Annotated in this window: 17 protein-coding genes; 14 read left to right on the forward strand and 3 right to left on the reverse strand. The window is 68.0% G+C overall.

Going from position 1 to position 19,061, the window contains the following annotated elements; translation table 11 throughout:
* Positions 1–40 precede the first annotated feature (40 nt).
* The gene (locus Q9246_RS18765; protein WP_306392221.1) at positions 41–1,615 is read right to left on the reverse strand and encodes a ShlB/FhaC/HecB family hemolysin secretion/activation protein; all 1,575 of its coding nucleotides are present in this window, start codon (positions 1,613–1,615) and stop codon (positions 41–43) included.
* A gap of 249 nt (positions 1,616–1,864) precedes the next feature.
* On the opposite strand from Q9246_RS18765, the gene Q9246_RS18770 reads away from it, so the two are divergent.
* Positions 1,865–2,416 carry an OmpA family protein gene (locus Q9246_RS18770; RefSeq protein ID WP_306392222.1) on the forward strand — a complete coding sequence of 184 codons (552 nt, stop codon included), beginning with the start codon at positions 1,865–1,867 and terminating at the stop codon, positions 2,414–2,416.
* A gap of 12 nt (positions 2,417–2,428) precedes the next feature.
* On the opposite strand, the gene Q9246_RS18775 is transcribed toward Q9246_RS18770, so the two are convergent.
* Positions 2,429–4,174, reverse strand: a complete 1,746-nt coding sequence (locus Q9246_RS18775) for a serine/threonine-protein kinase (RefSeq protein WP_306392223.1) — start codon at positions 4,172–4,174, stop codon at positions 2,429–2,431.
* Positions 4,175–4,537: 363 nt separating this feature from the next.
* Here Q9246_RS18775 and tssA point away from each other — a divergent pair, with 363 nt between their 5' ends.
* From tssA to Q9246_RS18835, 12 genes are all read left to right on the forward strand, one after another.
* Positions 4,538–5,596, forward strand: coding sequence for a type VI secretion system protein TssA (tssA, locus tag Q9246_RS18780; protein WP_306392224.1), 1,059 nt, complete (start codon positions 4,538–4,540; stop codon positions 5,594–5,596).
* A 60-nt stretch (positions 5,597–5,656) separates the two neighbouring features.
* Positions 5,657–6,157 carry a type VI secretion system contractile sheath small subunit gene (gene tssB / locus Q9246_RS18785; RefSeq protein WP_306392225.1) on the forward strand — a complete coding sequence of 167 codons (501 nt, stop codon included), beginning with the start codon at positions 5,657–5,659 and terminating at the stop codon, positions 6,155–6,157.
* A 24-nt stretch (positions 6,158–6,181) separates the two neighbouring features.
* Positions 6,182–7,669 carry a type VI secretion system contractile sheath large subunit gene (tssC, locus tag Q9246_RS18790; protein WP_306392226.1) on the forward strand — a complete coding sequence of 496 codons (1,488 nt, stop codon included), beginning with the start codon at positions 6,182–6,184 and terminating at the stop codon, positions 7,667–7,669.
* Between the two features lie 92 nt (positions 7,670–7,761).
* On the forward strand, positions 7,762–8,253 hold the full coding sequence (locus tag Q9246_RS18795; RefSeq protein WP_306392227.1) for an Hcp family type VI secretion system effector: 492 nt from the start codon (positions 7,762–7,764) through the stop codon (positions 8,251–8,253).
* A 128-nt stretch (positions 8,254–8,381) separates the two neighbouring features.
* The gene (locus Q9246_RS18800; RefSeq protein WP_306392228.1) at positions 8,382–9,242 is read left to right on the forward strand and encodes a type VI secretion system accessory protein TagJ; all 861 of its coding nucleotides are present in this window, start codon (positions 8,382–8,384) and stop codon (positions 9,240–9,242) included.
* Entirely contained in the window at positions 9,235–9,744 is a 510-nt protein-coding gene (gene tssE, locus Q9246_RS18805) for a type VI secretion system baseplate subunit TssE (protein ID WP_306392229.1), read from the forward strand. Before Q9246_RS18800 ends, tssE begins: the two co-directional genes overlap by 8 nt.
* Positions 9,741–11,615: a type VI secretion system baseplate subunit TssF gene (gene tssF / locus Q9246_RS18810; protein ID WP_306392230.1), complete on the forward strand. Its 1,875-nt coding sequence runs from the start codon at positions 9,741–9,743 to the stop codon at positions 11,613–11,615. Before tssE ends, tssF begins: the two co-directional genes overlap by 4 nt.
* Positions 11,600–12,616 carry a type VI secretion system baseplate subunit TssG gene (tssG, locus tag Q9246_RS18815; RefSeq protein ID WP_306392231.1) on the forward strand — a complete coding sequence of 339 codons (1,017 nt, stop codon included), beginning with the start codon at positions 11,600–11,602 and terminating at the stop codon, positions 12,614–12,616. Before tssF ends, tssG begins: the two co-directional genes overlap by 16 nt.
* Before the next feature lie 55 nt (positions 12,617–12,671).
* Entirely contained in the window at positions 12,672–15,428 is a 2,757-nt protein-coding gene (tssH, locus tag Q9246_RS18820; protein ID WP_306392232.1) for a type VI secretion system ATPase TssH, read from the forward strand.
* 51 nt (positions 15,429–15,479) lie between these two features.
* Positions 15,480–15,776 carry a hypothetical protein gene (locus Q9246_RS18825; RefSeq protein ID WP_306392233.1) on the forward strand — a complete coding sequence of 99 codons (297 nt, stop codon included), beginning with the start codon at positions 15,480–15,482 and terminating at the stop codon, positions 15,774–15,776.
* A 99-nt stretch (positions 15,777–15,875) separates the two neighbouring features.
* A complete protein-coding gene (locus Q9246_RS18830) occupies positions 15,876–16,592 on the forward strand; it encodes a hypothetical protein (RefSeq protein ID WP_306392234.1) in 717 nt (238 codons plus the stop codon).
* A gap of 34 nt (positions 16,593–16,626) precedes the next feature.
* On the forward strand, positions 16,627–17,160 hold the full coding sequence (locus Q9246_RS18835; protein WP_306392235.1) for a hypothetical protein: 534 nt from the start codon (positions 16,627–16,629) through the stop codon (positions 17,158–17,160).
* Between the two features lie 22 nt (positions 17,161–17,182).
* Here Q9246_RS18835 and Q9246_RS18840 read toward each other — a convergent pair whose 3' ends face one another.
* Positions 17,183–18,523 carry a tetratricopeptide repeat protein gene (locus Q9246_RS18840; protein WP_306392236.1) on the reverse strand — a complete coding sequence of 447 codons (1,341 nt, stop codon included), beginning with the start codon at positions 18,521–18,523 and terminating at the stop codon, positions 17,183–17,185.
* A 139-nt stretch (positions 18,524–18,662) separates the two neighbouring features.
* On the opposite strand from Q9246_RS18840, the gene Q9246_RS18845 reads away from it, so the two are divergent.
* Positions 18,663–19,052 carry a DUF4280 domain-containing protein gene (locus tag Q9246_RS18845; RefSeq protein WP_306392237.1) on the forward strand — a complete coding sequence of 130 codons (390 nt, stop codon included), beginning with the start codon at positions 18,663–18,665 and terminating at the stop codon, positions 19,050–19,052.
* Positions 19,053–19,061 lie beyond the last annotated feature (9 nt).

Consider the following 19,061-nt stretch of genomic DNA (forward strand, 5'->3'; position numbering starts at 1 on the left):
ATGTCCTCGTGAAGCGTGATGTGGTACGGGGCGTGGCGGGTCAGAACGCCAGGTTGAGCGCGACGTGCCCGCGCACGTCGCCGGACGACGAGGTGGCGCCGTCTTCCATCGCGCGTCCGATGTCGAGGCTGGCGCTGGCGCGCCTGGGCAAGACCAGGCGGGCGCCGATGCCGGCGCCGGTCAGGTGGCAACTGGTGGCGTCGACGCCCCGGCAGGGCAGGTTGCCGCGGTTGCTCACGCGGCCATGGTCGACGAACAGGTAGGGCCGCAGGCGCAGGCCCGAGTCCCAGTCGATGCTGGGGGCCGAGGCTTCGACGCGCAGCAGCATGCCGCTGTCGCCGCTCAGTTCGCGCTCGGTGTAGCCGCGCACGCTGGCGCTGCCGCCGATGCCGAATTTCTCGGCCGCGATCAGCGAGTGGGCGGCGGCCTGGAATTCGGCGCGCGCATTCAAGGAATAGCGCGCCGCCAGCGGCATCTGGGCGAAGGTGGTGAAACGCGACAGCACGTAGCGCCGCTTGGCGCCGGGGCGCGCGGCCTCGAACACGCGCTGGCCGCTGCCGCCGGCATTGGTCGAGACGGTGGCGCTGAAGCCATAGGCCAGCGCCGGGCCGCTCTTCTGGCCGGTGTAGGCGAGGCTCACCGGCACCGTGGTCACGTCGACCGCGGCCGAGCCGCAGCCGGCCGCGCCGAAGTCGCCCAGCGCGCAATCGTCGTCGTAGGCCCGGCGGTCGAGGCCCAGCGTGAGCTGGTGGTCGTATTCGCCGATACGGGCCAGGTGGCGGTTGGCGCGCAGACCGACGATGGTGCCGCGGCCGCGGAAGGTCAAGGGGCCGGCGGTGGTGGCGGTGGTGCCGTTGCTCACCGTGGAGTGGGCCACGAAGGCGTCGAACGAGGCCGCGTGCTCGTACAGAGGAATGCGGTAGCCGCCGCTGTAGATGCGCACCCGGCCCGGCTCGGACGGCGAGGTCTGGAATTGCAGCGTGCCCACGTGGTCGCGGTCGAACAGGTTGGCGTGCTCGATGCCGATGCTCAGCCGGTGCGGGCCGGTCATGCCGTTGCCGGTATTGTTGTAGCCGACCAGGTATTGCAGCGGCGATTCGTCGGTGACGACCACCTCGGCGTCGATCTCGCCCGGGTGGGCGCCCGCGGTCAGGCTCACGTTGGCGTGCTTGGCCGGGTTGCTGTTGGTGAGCTGGATGTCGCGGTCGATCGCGCGCACCTGCGGCGTCTCGCCTTCGCGCAGGTGGGCCAGGCCGGCGCGCACGTTGGCGGTGCTGAAATGCTGGTTGCCGCTGACGCGCACCGCCGCCAGCTTGCCTTCGACCACGCGCACCACCAGCACGCCTTCGGTCGATTGCTGGGGCGGCACATAGGCCACCACGCCGCCGTAGCCGGCGTCGCGGTAGGCGGCCTGGATGCGCGCCGCAAGGGCGTTCAGCGCCGGCAGGTCCGGCGCCTGGCTGGCCAGGCCTTCGGTCAGCCTGGACAGGGTGGCTTCGGGGAGCAGGGTATTGCCTTCGACCCGCACCGTGGCCGGCTGGGCGGCGGCGAGCGCCGGCGCCAGAAGCAGGGCCGCGCAGGCGGGGATGACCAGGCTGCGAATGCGCTTCACCATCGTTTTTCCATTTCCGTCATGCGATAGTTATTCGCAGCACAAAGTTATACGCAGTCGTGGATTGACTACGTGCTCATAGTTTATGATTATTAACCGACCGACAATGTACGTCAAAAAATAAAACAAAAACATCTTATTTTTGTCATTGTGGTGTCGTAGCAACCACGTTTGGCAGCCGGCTTTTGCGCTGCCGTTTCGCTTAGAATGCCGGGGCCGGATGCGGCGCCATTACCCACCAAGGAAGACGATATGAACAACCGACTATTCGCGGCCGCCTGCCTGCTGGCCGCCTTGCCCGCCTTTGCCCAGGACGCCGTCCAGGAAGCGCCGGTGATCGAGCAGGGCAAGGAAGACATGGGCACGCTGGTCGACGCGCTCGAGCCCAAGAAGCCGGTGCGCACCCGCAGCATCCGCATCGTGCGCGACGACGTCGGTTCGCCCGCGGTGGCGCCGGAGCCGCCCAAGGTCTCGCTGTTGATCACCTTCGAGACCAATTCGGCGACCCTGACGGCGCGTTCGCGCGAATCGCTGCAGGTGGTGGGCCAGGCCCTGGCATCGGAGAAGCTGGCGCCGTTCCGCTTTGCGATCGAAGGCCACGCCGACCCGCGCGGCAACCCGGCCGCCAACCTGGCGCTGTCGCAGGCGCGCGCCCGTTCGGTGCGCGCCTACCTGGTCGACACCATGAAGATCGACGCGGCGCGCCTGGATGCGGTGGGCAAGGGTGACCGCGAACTGATGAACAAGGCCAATCCGGACGCGCCGGAAAACCGCCGCGTCACCATCGTCAACCTGTCGCGCTGACCCACGCCCTGGCTAGGGCGCGACCTCGTCGATCGTGAACGTGGCCGCGCCATAGGCGTCGGGGCAGGGCGCCGCCGCGCATGCCGGGGTGCCCGCGAACAGCGGCGTCGCGCCGCGGTGCGCGCGCTGCGCCTGGGCGGCGCGTTCGATCGGGAACGAGGCCATGGCTTCGCCGCTGACCAGGCCGGCGGCCTGGAAGTCGCGCGGCGCCTCCGACACCATTACCACGAAATGGTCGGTGCCGGCAGGCCCCATGGCCTGGATCGGCCAACTCGGGCGCGGCAGGCTGAGGGTGGCGCCGGCCTCGATCCGGTTGGCGACATCATACTGGTTCGGAAACAGCATGTGGAAGTCGGCGCGGTTGGTGCCGACCATGTGCACATACACGTAACCGGCGTGGCTGGAGGTGATCGAGAAGCCCAGCTTGTCCACGCCGATCCGGGCCCGCTCGTGCTCGACCTTGACCGTGACCTGGCGCGACGGATCTGCCCCGGCGTGCACGGCGTCGAGCGCGGCGACCGGGTCGAACGGCCCGGCCTCGACCGGCGCCGCTTCCGTGGTCGCCGGGGCCGCGGCGCCTGCGTCCACACCGGCGCCGGCGAGTTCGGTGCGTGCCGGCGCCGCCTCGCGCTCGCCCAGCAAAAAGGCGCCGGCGCAGGCCAGCACGACGGCCGCCACGCCGCCGCCGATCAGCGCCTTGCGCTTGCCGGCGCCAGGCGCCGGTGCCGCCGCCGGCGGAGCCGCCGGGGTCGGCGGCTGGTGGATCGGGGTTGCCAGTTGTTGCGTCGGCGCATCCAGGCCGAGCAGCGCGCGCAGCTCGGCCACGCTTTGTGGCCGGGCGTCGGGCTTGAACCCCAGCGCGCGGTCGATCGCTTCCAGGAAGCCGGCGCTGTACTTGCCGGCATGGCGGGTCGCCAGCGGCACATAGGGATCGCTCATCATGCGGCTCATGGCCGGCGGCGGCGCCGCGCCGTCGATGGCGTAGTGCACCACCGAGGCCAGCGCATACAGGTCGGTCCACGGCCCCTGGCTCATGCCCGGCATCTCGGCATACTGCTCGATCGGCGCGTAATTCTGCTTGAGGATCACGGTGAAGGCCTGGTTGGCTTCGCCGACGGCGCGGCGTGCGGCGCCGAAGTCGAGCAGCACCGGGCGGCCTTCGTCGACCATCAGGATATTGTCGGGCGCGATGTCGCGGTGGTAGCAGTGGTCGAGGTGGATCGACTCGAGCGCGTCGAGCAGCGGCGCCAGCAGGCGCTTGAGCCAGGCTTCGTCGGGCGGCGCCTCGCGCGCCAGCAGCATCTGCTTGAGCGTCGGCCCGCGGTAATACGGCATCACCATATAGGCGGTGCCGTTGTCTTCCCAGAAGCGATAGACCTTCACCAGCGACGGGTGGTCGAACTTGGCCAGCAGGCGCGCCTCGTTGACGAAGCTGCGCCGCCCGGCCTCGAAGCTGTCGGCGTTCTGGGCCGACTGTACGCTGACATTGACCCCGGCGCCGCGGCGCGCGAACGAGGGCATGTATTCCTTGAGCGCGACCTGGCGTTCGAGCAGGTGGTCGTAGGCCAGGTAAACGATGCCGAAGCCACCTTCGCCGAGCAGCGAGGTGATTTCGAATTCGTCGAGGCGGGTGCCGACCGGCAGCGCGTGCCCGGCATCAGGCGCCGGCGCGGAGGCCGGCGTGGAGCCGGGTGGCGGCGCCGCCGGCGCATTGCCCGGGGCAAGGATGGTGAAGTCGTCGGAAGGCGGGAGGTTCATCGTCGAGGTCGCTAATCGGATGTCGCATTATCAACCCCTGGCGCGTAAGCCGCTACCAGATATTTGCAATAGTCGCTTTTTACCCCCGGTTTTTTTTTCTCGCGGATGCAGGAGGCGATGCCGGCAATCGTTGCCTTATTAGTGGACTTGGCTCCAAAGCAACACGTCACAAAAAAATATGCTTAACGCTATACATTTATTGATCACACAACTGTATAGTGCTGCATCTGTGCACATAATTGCACTAACCCTTCAGTATGTGCGAATCCTGATAAGGATGGCGCACGCCTGAAGGAATCGGTGTGCAAGACACATCGTATTGTTAACTGTTGGTTATCGCAACCCTGGGTTGCTGGAGCATGGATGAGTACCATCGACGTTGAGGCACTGCTGCAGGAAATCAGTCCGGAGGCGCCATGCGGTCCCGACCTGGAATACGACCCGGCATTTGTCACCCTCGAGCAAGAGTCGGTGGGTAAACCCGAAGTCCAGTACGGCGACACCATCACCCCGGCCGTGCCGCCCGACTGGAAAGCCGTGCGCCGCATGGCGTCCGAACTCATCGAGCGCAGCCGCGACCTGCGCCTGGCGCTGCACCTGGTGCGCGCCAACCTGGCCCTGTCCGGCATCGGCGGCATGGCCGACGGCATCAAGCTCATCGAAGGCCTGCTCGACCAGCGCTGGGACAGCGTGCATCCGCAGCTCGACCCGGACGACGACAACGACCCGACCATGCGCATCAACTCGCTGGCGATCCTGGCCGACGCCGGCACGCTGGTGCGCGAGCTCAAGGATGCTCCGCTGGTCATGATGCCGGGGCTGGGCGCCTTCACCATCAAGCTGCTCGAGATCGCCAACGGCGAGCTGGCGCCGCCGGCGGGCGAAGAAAAGATGGCCATCGGCTCGATCGAGGGCGCGCTGGCCGACCTCGATCCGGAGCGCCTCGGCGCCGCCGTCGACGCGCTCAAGCAGGCCCTCGACGGCGTGGTCAACATCGAAGTGATCCTGGTGCGCCAGGTCGGCAGCTCGCAGGCGCTGAACCTCGACGCGCTGACCCGGCCGCTGCGCAAGGCGCATGAATTCCTGGCGCGCCAGCAGCAGGGCGGCGCCGCCGACGCCGCGCAGGCCGACGAGCCGGCCGGCGACGACGGCCCGGCCGCCGACGGCGCCCCGCGCGCGGCGCGCGCCGGCATCAGCGGCGAGATCGCCAACCGCGACGACGTGGTGCGCATGCTCGACAAGCTGATCCAGTACTACGCGCGCCACGAGCCGTCGAGCCCGATCCCGATCCTGCTCGAACGGGCCAAGCGCCTGGCCCCCATGAACTTCTTCGAGATCATGAAGGACCTGGCGCCGGACGGCATCGGGCAGCTGAACGTGATTCGCGGTCCGGATGGGACCGAGCAGGACAACGGATATTAGATGCAAGCAGGACCTGGGGCAGGACAGTGGTAATCGTAGCGTTCAATCATGGGGGTAATCGTGGGTAAAGAGAGTAGCCAGAAGTTCATTGCGCGCAACCGCGCGCCGCGCGTGCAGATCGAATATGACGTCGAGGTGTATGGCGCCGAGAAAAAAGTCCAGCTGCCGTTCGTGATGGGCGTGATGGCCGACCTGTCCGGCCAGCCGGCCGATCCGCTGGCGCCGGTCGCCGAGCGCAAGTTCCTGGAGATCGACGTCGACAACTTCGACGAGCGCCTGAAGGCGATGAAGCCGCGCGTGGCCGTGCAGGTGCCGAACACGCTCACCGGCGAAGGCAATCTGTCGATCGACATGACGTTCCAGAACATGGACGACTTCACGCCGGCCGCGATCGCGCGCAAGGTCGAGCCGCTAACCAAGCTGCTCGAGGCGCGCGGCCAGTTGTCGAACCTGATGACCTATATGGACGGCAAGACCGGCGCCGAAGACCTGATCGCCAAGCTGCTGGCCGAACCGGCCCTGATGCAGGCGCTGACCTCGGCCCCGAAGCCGCAAGAATAAACCTGACCGTCCTGGAGAATGAAGATGGCTGAACAACAGTTACAACAAGAACAGGCTGGCGGCACGCTCGAGATGAGCGATTTCGGCAGCCTGCTGCAAAAGGAATTCAAGCCGCAGTCCGACAAGGCCAAGGAAGCGGTCGAGTCGGCCGTGCGCACGCTGGCCGAGCAGGCCCTGGCCGGCAGCAATGTGATGGCTGGCGACGTGCTCGGCACGATCGAAGGCCTGATCGCCGCGCTCGACAAGAAGCTCAGCGAGCAGATCAACCTGATCCTGCACACCCCCGAGTTCCAGTCGGTCGAATCGGCATGGCGCGGCCTGCACCACCTGGTCAACAACACCGAGACCGACGAAACGCTGAAGATCCGCGTGATGAACATCTCGAAGAACGACCTGGGCAAGACGCTCAAGAAGTTCAAGGGCACGGCCTGGGACCAGAGCCCGATCTTCAAGAAGATGTATGAAGAAGAATTCGGCCAGTTCGGCGGCGAGCCGTTCGGCGCCATCGTGGCCGACTATTACTTCGACAATACCGCGCCCGACGTCGAGCTGCTGTCGAACATGGCCAAGGTGGCCGCGGCCGCCCACGCGCCGTTCATCGCGGCCGCCGCGCCATCGGTGATGCTGATGGAATCGTGGCAGGAGCTGGCCAACCCGCGCGACCTGACCAAGATCTTCCAGACCCCGGAACACGCCGCCTGGCGCTCGTTCCGCGAGTCCGAGGATTCGCGCTACGTCGGCCTGGCCATGCCGCGCTTCCTGGCGCGCCAGCCCTACGGCGCCAAGACCGATCCGGTCGAGGCCTTCGACTTCGAAGAAGATACCTCGGCCGCCGGCAGCAAGAACTACACCTGGGCCAACGCGGCCTATGCGATGGCGGTCAACATCAACCGCTCGTTCAAGGAATACGGCTGGTGCTCGCGGATCCGCGGCATCGAGTCGGGCGGCGCGGTCGAAGGCCTGCCGGTGCATGCGTTCCCGACCGATGATGGCGGCGTCGACATGCAGTGCCCGACCGAGATCGCGATCTCGGACCGGCGCGAAGCCGAACTGGCGGCCAACGGCTTCATGCCGCTGGTGCACAAGAAGAACACCGACTTCGCGGCCTTTATCGGCGCCCAGTCGCTGCACAAGCCGGCCGAATACGACGATCCGGACGCCAGCGCCAACGCCAATCTGGCAGCGCGCCTGCCTTACCTGTTCGCCACCTGCCGCTTCGCGCACTACCTCAAGTGCATCGTGCGCGACAAGATCGGCTCGTTCAAGGGCCGCGACGAGATGGAGCGCTGGCTGACCAAGTGGATCATGCAGTACGTCGACGGCGATCCGGCGACCTCGAGCGAAGCGACCAAGGCCAAGAAGCCATTGGCCGCGGCCGAAGTGATCCTGGAAGAAGTCGAAGGCAATCCGGGCTACTACACCTCGAAGTTCTTCCTGCGTCCGCATTACCAGCTCGAAGGCTTGACGGTGTCGCTGCGCCTGGTATCGAAGATGCCTTCCGCCAAGGGTTAAGCAGGGTCCGGCGCGGGCAGGTGCCCGCGCGCAGTAGTGGGATGTCCAACCAACGCCAGGTCACAAGGTGACTGGCACACAAGGAGAATGCAATGGCATTAGATATGTTCATCAACATGGGCCCGAAAATCAAGGGCGAATCGCGCGACAAGGTGCAGGGTCCGAAGGGCGACATCGACGTCCTGGCCTGGAGCTGGGGCATGAGCCAGTCGGGCACCACCCACATGGGTGGTGGCGGCGGCGCCGGCAAGGCCAACTTCCAGGACATCTCGTTCACCAAGTACATCGACAGCTCGACCAATGCGCTGATGGTGGCCCTGGCCAAGGGTACCCACATCGACCAGGTCACGCTGTTGGTGCGCAAGGCCGGCGATGGCCAGCAGAAGTACATCTCGATCATCATGGCTGAAGTGCTGGTCACCTCGATCTCGACCGGCGGCAGCGGCGGCGAGGACCGCCTGACCGAGAACGTCACGCTCAACTTCGCCAAGGTGCAGTTCGCCTACACCCCGCAAGACTCGAAGGGCACCGTCGCTGGCGACAAGACCTTCGCCTGGGACATCGCGGAAAACGCCGAAGCGTAAGCCGCGGCCGCGCCGCGGTTCAACCGCGGCGCCTGTCGTCAAGCCTGCCGCCGCCACGCGGCGGCAGGGATTTTTTTTCGAACCACAGAATTTTTTGGCGCCGCACGACGCGGCCACTGGAGCATGGCATGACCGCGCAAGAGCTCATTCGTGAAGGCGACCTCGATGGCGCGCTGGCCGCGCTCCAGGCCGAGGTGCGCAGGAACGCCGCCGATCCCAAGCTGCGAATATTCCTGTTCCAGCTGCTGTGCGTGCGCGGCGACTGGGCGCGCGCGCTGAACCAGCTGAACGTGGCCGGCGAGCTCGATGCCGGCGCCCTGCCGATGGTGCAGACCTACCGCGAAGCCATCCAGTGCGAGGCACTGCGCGCCGAGATCTTCGCCGGCAGGCGCGCGCCGCTGATCTTCGGCGAGCCGCCGGCCTGGCTGGCGCAGCTGGTCGAAGCGCTGGCCCTGGACGCCAGCGATCCGGCGCGCGCCGCGCTGGCGCGGGCCCAGGCCCTCGAGGCCGCGCCGGCGTCAAGCGGCAGCATCGACGGCGTGCGTTTCGAATGGCTGGCCGACGCCGATGGCCGCCTGGGCCCGGTGCTCGAGGCGATCGTCAACGGCCGCTATTTCTGGATTCCCCTGATGCGCATCCGCCGCATCGAGATCGACGCCCCGGCCGACCTGCGCGACACGGTCTGGACCGCCGCCACCTTCACCTGGGCCAATGGCGCCCAGACCGTCGGCCTGATCCCGACCCGCTACCAGGGCACCGTCGCCACCGGAGACGACGGCCTGCTGCTGGCGCGCCGCACCGAATGGCAGGAGCTTGGCCAGCAGTACACCGGCCTGGGCCAGCGCATGTTCGCCAGCGACGTCGACGACCACGCGCTGATGGATGCGCGCCTGGTCGAATTCGACGCCGGCGACGACGCCGCCGGCCTCGCGCCGGACGAAGTTCCGGCCGAGGCATCGGCCAAGCTGTCGGTATCGCTGCATGGCTGAACTGGCGCCCCGCGAGCGCTTGCAGCCGGGGCTGCTTGACCGGCTCAGCGACGACGAGCCGGACACCAGCAGCGAGCCGCGCGAACGCAGGGTGCTGTCCCTGCGCACCCTGCGCGAAGGCGTGCTGCGCGACCTGGCCTGGCTCCTGAACACCACCAACCTGCTGTCGGTGGAGCCGTCGGCCGGCCTGCCCGGCGTCGCCAACTCGGTGCTCAACTACGGCGTGCCCGCCATGTCGGGCCACGCGGTCGGCAGCATCGACGTGCCCGGCCTGGAGCGCGGGATCCGCCAGGCGATCTGGGATTTCGAGCCACGCCTGATCCGCGCCAGCGTCAGCGTCAAGGCGCGCCTGGCCGCGTCCGACAAGAACACGCTGACGTTCGACATCGAAGCCGACCTGTGGGCCCAGCCCTATCCCGAGCGGCTCTACCTCAAGACCGAGCTCGACCTGGAGCGCGGGGCGGTGCTGCTGTCCGAAGCCAATGGCAGGGCTGTCAATTGAATCCGCGTTTCCTTCGCTATTACAGCCAGGAGTTGCAGCACCTGCGCGAGGTGGGCGGCGAGTTCGCCCAGGAATTCCCGAAGATTGCCGGCCGCCTGGGCCTGGACAGCTTCGAGTGCGCCGACCCCTATGTCGAGCGCCTGCTGGAAGGCTTCAGCTTCATGGCCGCGCGGGTGCAGATGAAGATCGACGCCGAGTTCCCGCGCTTCACCCAGCACCTGTCCGAACTGGTCTATCCGCACCTGCTGGCGCCGACGCCGTCGATGGCGGTGGTGCAGCTGCAGCCCGACCTGAGCAATCCGGCCCTGGAGAAGGGCTTCCTGGTGCCGCGCGGCAGTCCGATGCGCAGCGTGCTGGGGAAGGGCGACACCACCGCCTGCGAATACCGCACCGCCCATGCCGTCACCCTGTGGCCGATCGAGCTGGCCGAGGCGAAGTTCTTCACCCATGGCGGCAGCCAGGCCGGCCTGAACGTGCAGCTGCCGCCGGCGGTCAAGGCCGGCGTGCGCCTGCGCCTGCGCACCGGCGGCGCGCGCTTCTGCGACTTGCCGCTGGACCGCCTGCCATTGCACCTGCGCGGCGCCGACGAAGCGCCGGCGCGCATCCTCGAGGCCCTGCTGGGCGGCGTGGAAGGCGTGCTGGTGACTCCGGTGGCGCGCCCCGCCGCCTGGCACCGGCTGTTGCCGAAAACGGCGCTGCGTCCGCTCGGCCTGGCCGAGGACGAAGCGCTGCTGCCCAGCGGCCAGCGCAGCTTCCAGGGCTACCGCCTGCTGCAGGAATATTTCGCCTTCCCGCAGCGCTTCCAGTTCGTCGAGCTGGCCGGCCTGGCGCCGGCCCTGCGCCAGTGCACCGAGCAGGAAGTCGAGATCACCATCCTGCTGAACCGCGCCGACCCGCAGCTGGAACGCACGCTCGACGCCTCCAATTTCGCCTTGCACTGCACGCCGGCGGCCAACCTGTTCCAGCGCCGCGCCGACCGCATCGCGGTCAGCGGCGAGCAACTCGAATACCACGTGCTGGTCGACCGCACCAGGCCGATGGACTACGAGGTGTTCCAGGTCGAATCGGTGACCGGCTATGGCAGCGGCGCCGACGCCGTGCAGGCCTTCGAGCCCTTCCACGCGGCCAAGGACGTCGGCGCGCTGCACCAGGCGCCGGCCTATTTCCAGGTGCGGCGCGAGCCGCGCCAGGTGTCGCAGCGCCAGCGCCGCGACGGCCCGCGCTCGAGCTATATCGGCAGCGAGACCTTCATCGCAATCGTCGATCCGGCCGAGGCGCCTTATCGCGCCGACCTGCGCCAGCTGGGGCTGACGGTGTGGTGCACCAACCGCGACCTGCCGCTGTCGATGCCGATCGGCGTCGGCAAGACCGATTTCATCCTCGACGACGGCGCCCCGGTGAGCACCGTGCGCTGCCTGGCCGGCCCCAGCCAGCCCTTGCCCTCGTTCGCCGAGGGCAGCATGGCCTGGCGCCTGCTGAACCAGCTGTCGCTCAACTACCTGTCGCTGCTCGACACCGATCCGTCCCAGGGCGCGGCCGCGCTGCGTGAAATGCTGGCCCTGTACTGCCACCCGCTCGACCTGAACGGGCAGCGCCAGGTCGAGGGCGTGCGTTCGGTGACGTCGAAGGCGATCACGCGGCGCCTGCCGTCGCCGGGGCCGATCACGGTCGGACGCGGCCTGCAGGTCACCGTCACGCTCGACGACGCCGCCTTCGAGGGCAGCGGCGCCTTCGTGCTGGGCGCCGTGCTCGCCGAGTTCTTCGGCCAGTACGTGTCGATCAACTCGTTCACCGAAACCGTGGTGCGGACCGTGGGCCGCGGCGACATCATGCGCTGGCCGGCAAAGGTGGGGGCATGCGCGATCCTGTAGAGCTCGAGCTGCGGCTCGAACGCGACGCCGCGCGCATGGATTTCTTCCAGGTCCTGCGCCTGCTCGAGAACGCGCGGCCCGACCTGCCGCGCATCGGCACCTCCCTGCGTCCGCGCGACGACGCGGTGCGCTTCGGGCAAGACCCGGCGCTGACTTTCCACCCGACCGCGCTGGGCCAGTTCCTGCGCGCCGACGGCGCCGCGCGGGCCCGCCTGGCGGTGAACTTCTTCGGCCTGCTGGGGGCCAACGGGCCGCTGCCGCTGCACATCACCGAATATGTGCGCGACCGCCTGCGCCATGGCGGCGACGGCACCATGCTGGCCTTCCTCGACGTGTTCCACCACCGCATGCTGTCGCTGTTCTACCGCGCGCGGGCGACGGCCGAGCCGGTGATCAGCCTGGACCGGGCCGACAACGACCGCTTCTCGACGTTCGTGGGCAGCATGTTCGGCATCGGCGCGCCGGCGATGCGCGAGCGCGACGCCATCGGCGACTTCGCCAAGCTGCATTTCGCCGGCCTGCTGGCCAACAAGACCCGGCCGGCATCGGGCCTGGCGACGATCCTGCGCGCCTACTTCAGGCTGCCGTTCCGGATCGAGCAGTTCGTCGGTCACTGGATGCGCCTGCCGGACGACGTCCAGAGCCGCATCGGCGGCGAGTTCGCGGGCGGGACCGGCAACCGCCTGGGCGGCAGCATGGTGCTCGGGCGCAGCGTATGGGACTGCCAGCACAAGTTCCGGATCGTGATCGGGCCGCTCGACTATGCCGACTACGGCCGCTTCATGCCTGGCGGGGAGAGCCTGGAACGGCTGCTGGCCTGGGTCAGGAACTATGCGGGCCTGGCGCTGGACTGGGACGTGCGCCTGATCCTCAAGAAAGAACAACGGCCACCCATGCGGCTGGGCGGGGCGACCCGCCTCGGCTGGAGCACCTGGGTGGCCAGCGGCAAGGCCACGCGCGACCCGGACCAGATGGTGATCGATCCGGCGCGCGGTCCCTGACCGCGGCCTGGACATATTTACGACAAACGGCAATAACACACACTAGGGGAAGTCCATGGCCGACATCAGCCGCGTTGCATTGTTTGGAAAACTCAACAGCCTGTGCTACCGGGCGATCGAAAGCAGCACCGTGTTCTGCAAGCTGCGTGGGAATCCCTACGTCGAACCGGTGCACTGGCTGCACCAGATCCTGCAGCTGCAGGACTCCGACCTGGTGCGCATCGTGCGCCACTACGAGATCGACCCGGCGGCGCTGGCGCGCGACCTGACGGCGGCGCTGGACCGCCTGCCGCGCGGCTCGACCTCGGTCACCGACCTGTCGTCGCAGGTCGAGGAATCGGTCGAGCGGGCCTGGGTGTATGGCACCCTGCTGTTCGGCGAATCGCAGATCCGCTCGGGCCACCTGATCGTCGGCATGCTCAAGACCAGCGGCCTGCGCAACGCCCTGTACGGCATGTCGAAGCAGTTCGAGCGGGTCAAGCTCGAGCACCTGACCGACAACTTCGCCAAGCTGCTGGGCGACTCGCCGGAAGCGAAACTGGTCGCCACCGACGGCTTCAGCGGCGGCGGCGCGGCGCCGGGCGAAGCCTCGGGCGCGATCGCGCCGGCTGCCATGGGCAAGCAGGAAGCGCTCAAGAAATTCACCATCGACCTGACCGAGCAGGCGCGCGGCGGCAAGATGGACCCGATCGTCGGCCGTGACGACGAGATCCGCCAGATGGTCGACATCCTGATGCGCCGGCGCCAGAACAACCCGATCATGATCGGCGAGGCCGGCGTCGGCAAGACCGCCGTGGTCGAGGGCTTCGCCCAGCGCATCGCGCGCGGCGACGTGCCGCCTTCGCTCAAGGACGTGCGCCTGCTGACGCTCGACGTCGGCCTGCTGCAGGCCGGCGCCAGCATGAAGGGTGAATTCGAGCAGCGCCTGCGCTCGGTGATCGACGAAGTGCAAGCCAGCAGCCAGCCGATCATCCTGTTCATCGACGAGACGCACACCCTGGTCGGCGCCGGCGGCGCGGCCGGCACCGGCGACGCCGCCAACCTGCTGAAACCCGCGCTGGCGCGCGGCACGCTGCGCACCATCGGCGCCACCACCTTCGCCGAGTACAAGAAGCATATCGAGAAAGACCCGGCCCTGACTCGCCGCTTCCAATCGATCCAGGTCGACGAGCCGAGCGAGCAGCGCGCCATCCTCATGATGCGCGGCGTGGCCTCGACCATGGAAAAGCACCACAAGGTGCAGATCCTGGACGAAGCGCTCGAGGCGGCGGTCAAACTGTCGCACCGCTACATCCCGGCGCGCCAGTTGCCCGATAAATCGGTGAGCCTGATCGACACCGCCTGCGCGCGGGTGGCGGTCAGCCTGCACGCCACCCCGGCCGAGGTGGACGACAGCCGCAAGCGCATCGAGGCGCTCGAAGTGGAACTGGGCATCATCGGGCGCGAAGGCGCGATCGGCATCGAGACCGGCAAGCGCGCCGACGACACCAACGAGCAGCTGGCGGCCGAGCGCGAACGGCTGTCCGGCCTGGAGGCGCGCTGGAACGACGAGCGCGCGCTGGTCGACCGCCTGCTGGCGCTGCGCGCGCAACTGCGCGACGGCGCCCAGCCGGTCGAAGGCACCGGCAGCAAGCTCGAGGCCGACGCGAACCAGGAAGGCGGGGGCGCCGCAGTGGGCACAACCATGAGCGAAGAGCAGCGCCAGGACCTGAAGGCGCAGCTCAAGCAGGTGCAGGACGACCTGGCCGCGCTGCAGGGCGAGAATCCGCTGATCCTGCCGACCGTCGACTACCAGGCGGTGGCGGCGGTGGTCGGCGACTGGACCGGGATCCCGGTCGGCCGCATGGCGAAGAACGAGATGGAAACCATCCTCAATATCGCGTCCTCGCTGGCCAAGCGCGTGATTGGCCAGGACCATGCGATGGAGATGATCGCCAAGCGCATCCAGACCTCGCGCGCGGGCCTCGACAACCCGAGCAAGCCGGTGGGCGTGTTCATGCTGGCCGGCACCTCGGGCGTCGGCAAGACCGAGACTGCGCTGGCGCTGGCCGAAGCCCTGTATGGCGGCGAGCAGAACCTCATCACCATCAATATGAGCGAGTACCAGGAAGCGCACACGGTGTCGACCCTGAAGGGCGCACCGCCGGGCTACGTGGGCTATGGCGAGGGCGGAGTGCTGACCGAGGCGGTGCGCCGCAAGCCGTATTCGGTGGTGCTGCTCGACGAGGTCGAGAAGGCGCACCCGGACGTGCACGAGATGTTCTTCCAGGTGTTCGACAAGGGCTTCATGGAAGACGGCGAAGGGCGCTTCATCGACTTCAAGAATACCCTGATCATCCTGACCACCAATGCCGGCACCGACCTGATCGCGGGCCTGTGCAAGGACCCGGAACTGATGCCGGAGCCGGACGACATGGCCAAGGCACTGCGGCCGTCGCTGCTGAAGGTGTTCCCGCCGGCGCTGCTGGGCCGGATGGTGGCGATTCCGTATTACCCGCTGTCGGACGCGATGCTGGGCGAGATCGTCAAGCTGCAGCTGAACCGCATCAAGAAGCGCGTCGAGGCGCGCTACAAGATCCCGTTCACCTACAGCGACGAAGTGGTCAAGCTGGTGGTGTCGCGCTGCACCGAGGGCGAGTCGGGCGGGCGCATGATCGACGCGATCCTGACCAACACCATGCTGCCCGACGTCAGCCGCGAGTTCCTGAACCGCATGATGGAAGGCGCCAGCATTGCGCAGGTCGCGGTGGGTGTGCGCGACAACGCCTTCAGCTACGACTTCGGCGCCGCCGGCAGTTCCAATGCAGCTTGATCCAGTGTCACCGCCGGGCGCGCGCCCGGCCCAACCCAAGGAGGATTCATCATGGCACGTCGTCGTTTTCGCGGTACCCCAATGGTGCTGGGCCTTCCCGATATCGGTACCCATCTCAACACCCTGCGCATCAATAACCACCATGCCTTCCACGACAACGTGCTGTTCGTGCTGAACAACCACGCCCCGCACAACCAGATCCACGTTCATCGGGGGCCGAACGGCGGCGTGCTGTTCATCTCGAAGAAGCGCACCGAGGACGGCGGCTCGCCCGGCGTGCCGGTCGGGCAGAACACCGCGCTGTGGGTGGCCGCTGAAAACGCGGTGGCCAATATCGCACTCGCCTGAGCGCAGCGCTTTCTCGACTGGTTCGCCGGTCGAACGATTACCACTTTTTTTACAGGATTCTTCATGCCCCCCAGCGCAGCAGATAACACCGTCAGGAACATGACGGACGTTACCAACATCACCCTCGAATCGCCCGACACGGTCGCCTCGGCCTTTGCAACCGTCCCGTCGCGCTGGCCGCTGGTGAAGAAGACGGTGCGCATCGCGAGCGGCGCGGCCGGCGCCGGGATCCAGGTCACCCAGCAGGTGCTGGGCACGACCACGCTGGTGGCCCTGTTCACGGCCGGCGCCGCGGCCTCGGCCACCGGCATCGGGCTGATCGTCGGCGGCGCCGCGGTGACCCTCGGCTCGGTCGCCGCCTCGGCGCGCTCGGCGCTCAAGACCCACCGCCACCTGAAGGTGCTGAACGGCCTGCTGGGCCGCGCCAAGGGCATGCCCTGCGACCTGATCGGCGCCGACGGCAGGAAGGCGCCGCGCGTCGAGGACGAGCACCTCGAGGTGGTGGCGGCGCTGGAATACCTGATCAACAAGAAGGAAAACAAGCGCGGCAAGAAGGTCGCCGGCTCGCTCGGCGCCGGCATCGCCACCACGCTGTACGGCCTGGGCAAGGCGGTCTACAAATCGGTGAAAGGGACCAAGGGCGTGAACCGCATGGCCCACGCCGACGTCATCGCGCGCCACCTGGTGACCCACAATTGCGCGCTGGCCCAGGGCATCGCGGCCGAGTTGTACAGCCCGGACGAGATGCTGTGGATGCTGGAACAGGATTCGAAGACGGTGACGGCCCTGCTGGCCGAGAAGATGAAATCGACCTGAGCGACGCCGTCGCCGGTCAATCGAGGAGAACGTCATGGGTGTAGCGAATGCGGTATACGACACTGCGATGGTCGAGGCAGTCCTGTTTCGTTCGGCCGGCACCCGGCTGGACAGCATGCTGTACGGGCCGGCCCTGCCGCCCTCGATGCGCTCGTTCACGGCCAAGGGCAAGGGCCGCGGCCACGCCTACCTTCATTCGGCCGAGTCCGACCCGGTAGGCGGGGTGTCCGGCCCCACGCACAAGTCGCGCTTCCAGGACCACACCACGATGGTGGCGGTGCTGGTGGAGATCCTGGCCACGACCGGGGGCAAGGCCGCCTTGCAGTGGCTGGACGCCAATCCGACGGTTGCCAATGGCATCTGGCTGCACGGCGCCACCGCGCTGCCGCTGTCCAATCCCTGGTATGGCTACGAGCAGGGCGGCGCGACGCTCAAGAAGATCGACAAGGTGGCCCTGAACATGCGCGCGCACGGCGACGCGCTGTTCATCACCTCGGCCTATCCGGACAGGTTCCAGGTTGGCCTGAATCCGCTGGCGCCGCCGTTCGTGCCGGGCACGACATTGTGACCCCGGCGGGCGGCGCGCTGCCTCAGGCGGGCGGGCGGCGGGCGGCGATCGCCAGGCCCGCCACAGGCGCCCCGAGTTCGGTACGCAGCACGTGGCGCTGCAGCGCCGTCACGTCGAGCCCGGCCGCGGCCAGGCAGGCGCGCGCATAGGACTCGCCATGGCTGTAGCGTCCATGCGGGTTGAGGCGGTAGGGCAGGGCGTCGTCGCTGCATTCCTCGAGCGTGAAAACCAGGTGGCCGCCGGGACGCACGGCGCCGGCGGCCGCCGCCACGACGTCTTCCAGCGCGCCGAAGTAGCACAGCGTGTCGGCCGAGACGACCAGGTCGTAGCTGTCGGGGTGGTCGGCGAGCCAGGCGGTCAGCTCGGCCGCCTCGAGCCGGCGGTAGCCGCCGCGTGCGGCCGCTTTCTCCAGCATCTTCGGCGACAGGTCGACGCCGTCGAGGGCGTGCGCGTACGGGGCCAGGATCGGCGCGCACAGGCCGGTGCCGCAGCCGGCGTCGAGCACCTCGAGCGCGCCGCGCGGCGCGTCCGCCGCCTCGGCCACCAGCGCGCCGCACAGCTGCGGCGCGCGGTAGTCGAGCGAGGCCAGCACATCGTCGAAGGAGCTGGCGAAGCGGTCGAAGGTGGTCTGCACGTAGCCGTCGCTGGCGCGTCCGGGCGCCACGCCGCCCGCCACCGCGGCGATCATGTGGGCGATCATCGGGTTGTCGGGCTGCTGCTCCTGCCAGCGCCGGTAGACGTCCAGCGCCTCGCCGGTGCGACCTCTCGAGACCAGCGCCTGGCCCAGGTTGTGATAGGCGTCGACGCTTTGCGGCGCCAGCAGGATCGCCTTGTGGTAGGCCGTCATCGCTTCGTCCAGCTGGTGCAGCGCGCGCAGCGCGTTGCCCAGGTTGGCCCAGCTCTCGGCATTGTCGGGCGTCAGGGCCAGCGCCTGGCGGTAGGCGTCGGCCGCTTCCTGGCCGCGGCCCTGGGCCTTGAGCACCACGCCCAGGTTGTTCCAGGCCGGGGCGAAATCGGGGCGCGCCGCGAGCACGGCGCGGTAGCTGGATTCGGCGTCGGCCGCCAGGCCCAGCTCTTTCTGGACGTTACCCAGGTTGTTGCGCGCGTCGACATAGCCGGGCGCGATGACCAGGGCGCGCGCGATCAGGGCCAGGGCGCCTTCGCGCTGGCCGTTCTGGTGCAGCAGCACGCCCAGGAAGTGCAGGGCGTCGGCGTGTTTCGGGGCCACCGCGAGCAGGGCGCGGTAGCGGCGCTCGGCCTCGGCCAACTGGCCGCGCTGGTGGGCGTCGATGGCGAGCCGCAGGGCGGCGTCGAGCGGCGCCGGGCGCGCGGCCCGCGCGGGCTTGACGGTCTTTCTGGACATGGGGTTTTCCGTGGTGTGATCGTGGCCCACAGCTTAAAGCAAAACGTTGCAACTATGTACTGCATCGGCGATACTCACGGCACTGCGACGGCGCCGTGCGCGCACGCGCAAACCGGCCGTCGCGAACAAGGAGAATGACATGCCAAGCCAGGTGTCGATGGGAGCCTTGATGACCTGCACGTTCGGCGTCGCGCCGTCCGCGCTGGTGGTCCTGCCCACCAATAAGGTCTTGTGCGAGGGGCCGCCGGCGGCCAACATCATGGACCACAAGCCGATGGTCAACATCATGCCGTTCGGGATGTGCAGCTCGATCGCCAATCCGGCAGTCGCCGGCGCCACCGCCGCCGCGCTCGGCGTGCTGACCCCGATGCCCTGCGTGCCGGCGACGGCGGCGCCATGGGCGCCGGGCGCGGCGACCGTCATGATCGCGAAGATGCCGGCGCTCGATAACGTCTCGAAGTGCATATGCTCGTTTGGCGGCGTGATCTCCTTCATCAATCCGGGCACCGTCAAGACCATGATTCCCTGAGCGCCGCGC

The sequence above is a fragment of the Telluria beijingensis genome (genome assembly GCF_030770395.1).
Classification (GTDB): domain Bacteria; phylum Pseudomonadota; class Gammaproteobacteria; order Burkholderiales; family Burkholderiaceae_D; genus Telluria; species Telluria beijingensis.

What these genes read in the sequence shown, in the direction of transcription:
- Q9246_RS18800 (WP_306392228.1), top strand. Translation starts at nt 8,382, where the DNA reads ATGACCGCGCAAGAGCTCATTCGTGAAGGCGACCTCGATGGCGCGCTG.
- tssE (WP_306392229.1), top strand. Translation starts at nt 9,235, where the DNA reads ATGGCTGAACTGGCGCCCCGCGAGCGCTTGCAGCCGGGGCTGCTTGAC.
- Q9246_RS18770 (WP_306392222.1), top strand. Translation starts at nt 1,865, where the DNA reads ATGAACAACCGACTATTCGCGGCCGCCTGCCTGCTGGCCGCCTTGCCC.
- Q9246_RS18830 (WP_306392234.1), top strand. Translation starts at nt 15,876, where the DNA reads ATGACGGACGTTACCAACATCACCCTCGAATCGCCCGACACGGTCGCC.
- Q9246_RS18845 (WP_306392237.1), top strand. Translation starts at nt 18,663, where the DNA reads ATGCCAAGCCAGGTGTCGATGGGAGCCTTGATGACCTGCACGTTCGGC.
- Q9246_RS18840 (WP_306392236.1), bottom strand. Translation starts at nt 18,523, where the DNA reads ATGTCCAGAAAGACCGTCAAGCCCGCGCGGGCCGCGCGCCCGGCGCCG.
- Q9246_RS18835 (WP_306392235.1), top strand. Translation starts at nt 16,627, where the DNA reads ATGGGTGTAGCGAATGCGGTATACGACACTGCGATGGTCGAGGCAGTC.
- tssC (WP_306392226.1), top strand. Translation starts at nt 6,182, where the DNA reads ATGGCTGAACAACAGTTACAACAAGAACAGGCTGGCGGCACGCTCGAG.
- tssG (WP_306392231.1), top strand. Translation starts at nt 11,600, where the DNA reads ATGCGCGATCCTGTAGAGCTCGAGCTGCGGCTCGAACGCGACGCCGCG.
- Q9246_RS18825 (WP_306392233.1), top strand. Translation starts at nt 15,480, where the DNA reads ATGGCACGTCGTCGTTTTCGCGGTACCCCAATGGTGCTGGGCCTTCCC.
- tssA (WP_306392224.1), top strand. Translation starts at nt 4,538, where the DNA reads ATGAGTACCATCGACGTTGAGGCACTGCTGCAGGAAATCAGTCCGGAG.
- Q9246_RS18795 (WP_306392227.1), top strand. Translation starts at nt 7,762, where the DNA reads ATGGCATTAGATATGTTCATCAACATGGGCCCGAAAATCAAGGGCGAA.
- Q9246_RS18765 (WP_306392221.1), bottom strand. Translation starts at nt 1,615, where the DNA reads ATGGTGAAGCGCATTCGCAGCCTGGTCATCCCCGCCTGCGCGGCCCTG.
- tssH (WP_306392232.1), top strand. Translation starts at nt 12,672, where the DNA reads ATGGCCGACATCAGCCGCGTTGCATTGTTTGGAAAACTCAACAGCCTG.
- Q9246_RS18775 (WP_306392223.1), bottom strand. Translation starts at nt 4,174, where the DNA reads ATGAACCTCCCGCCTTCCGACGACTTCACCATCCTTGCCCCGGGCAAT.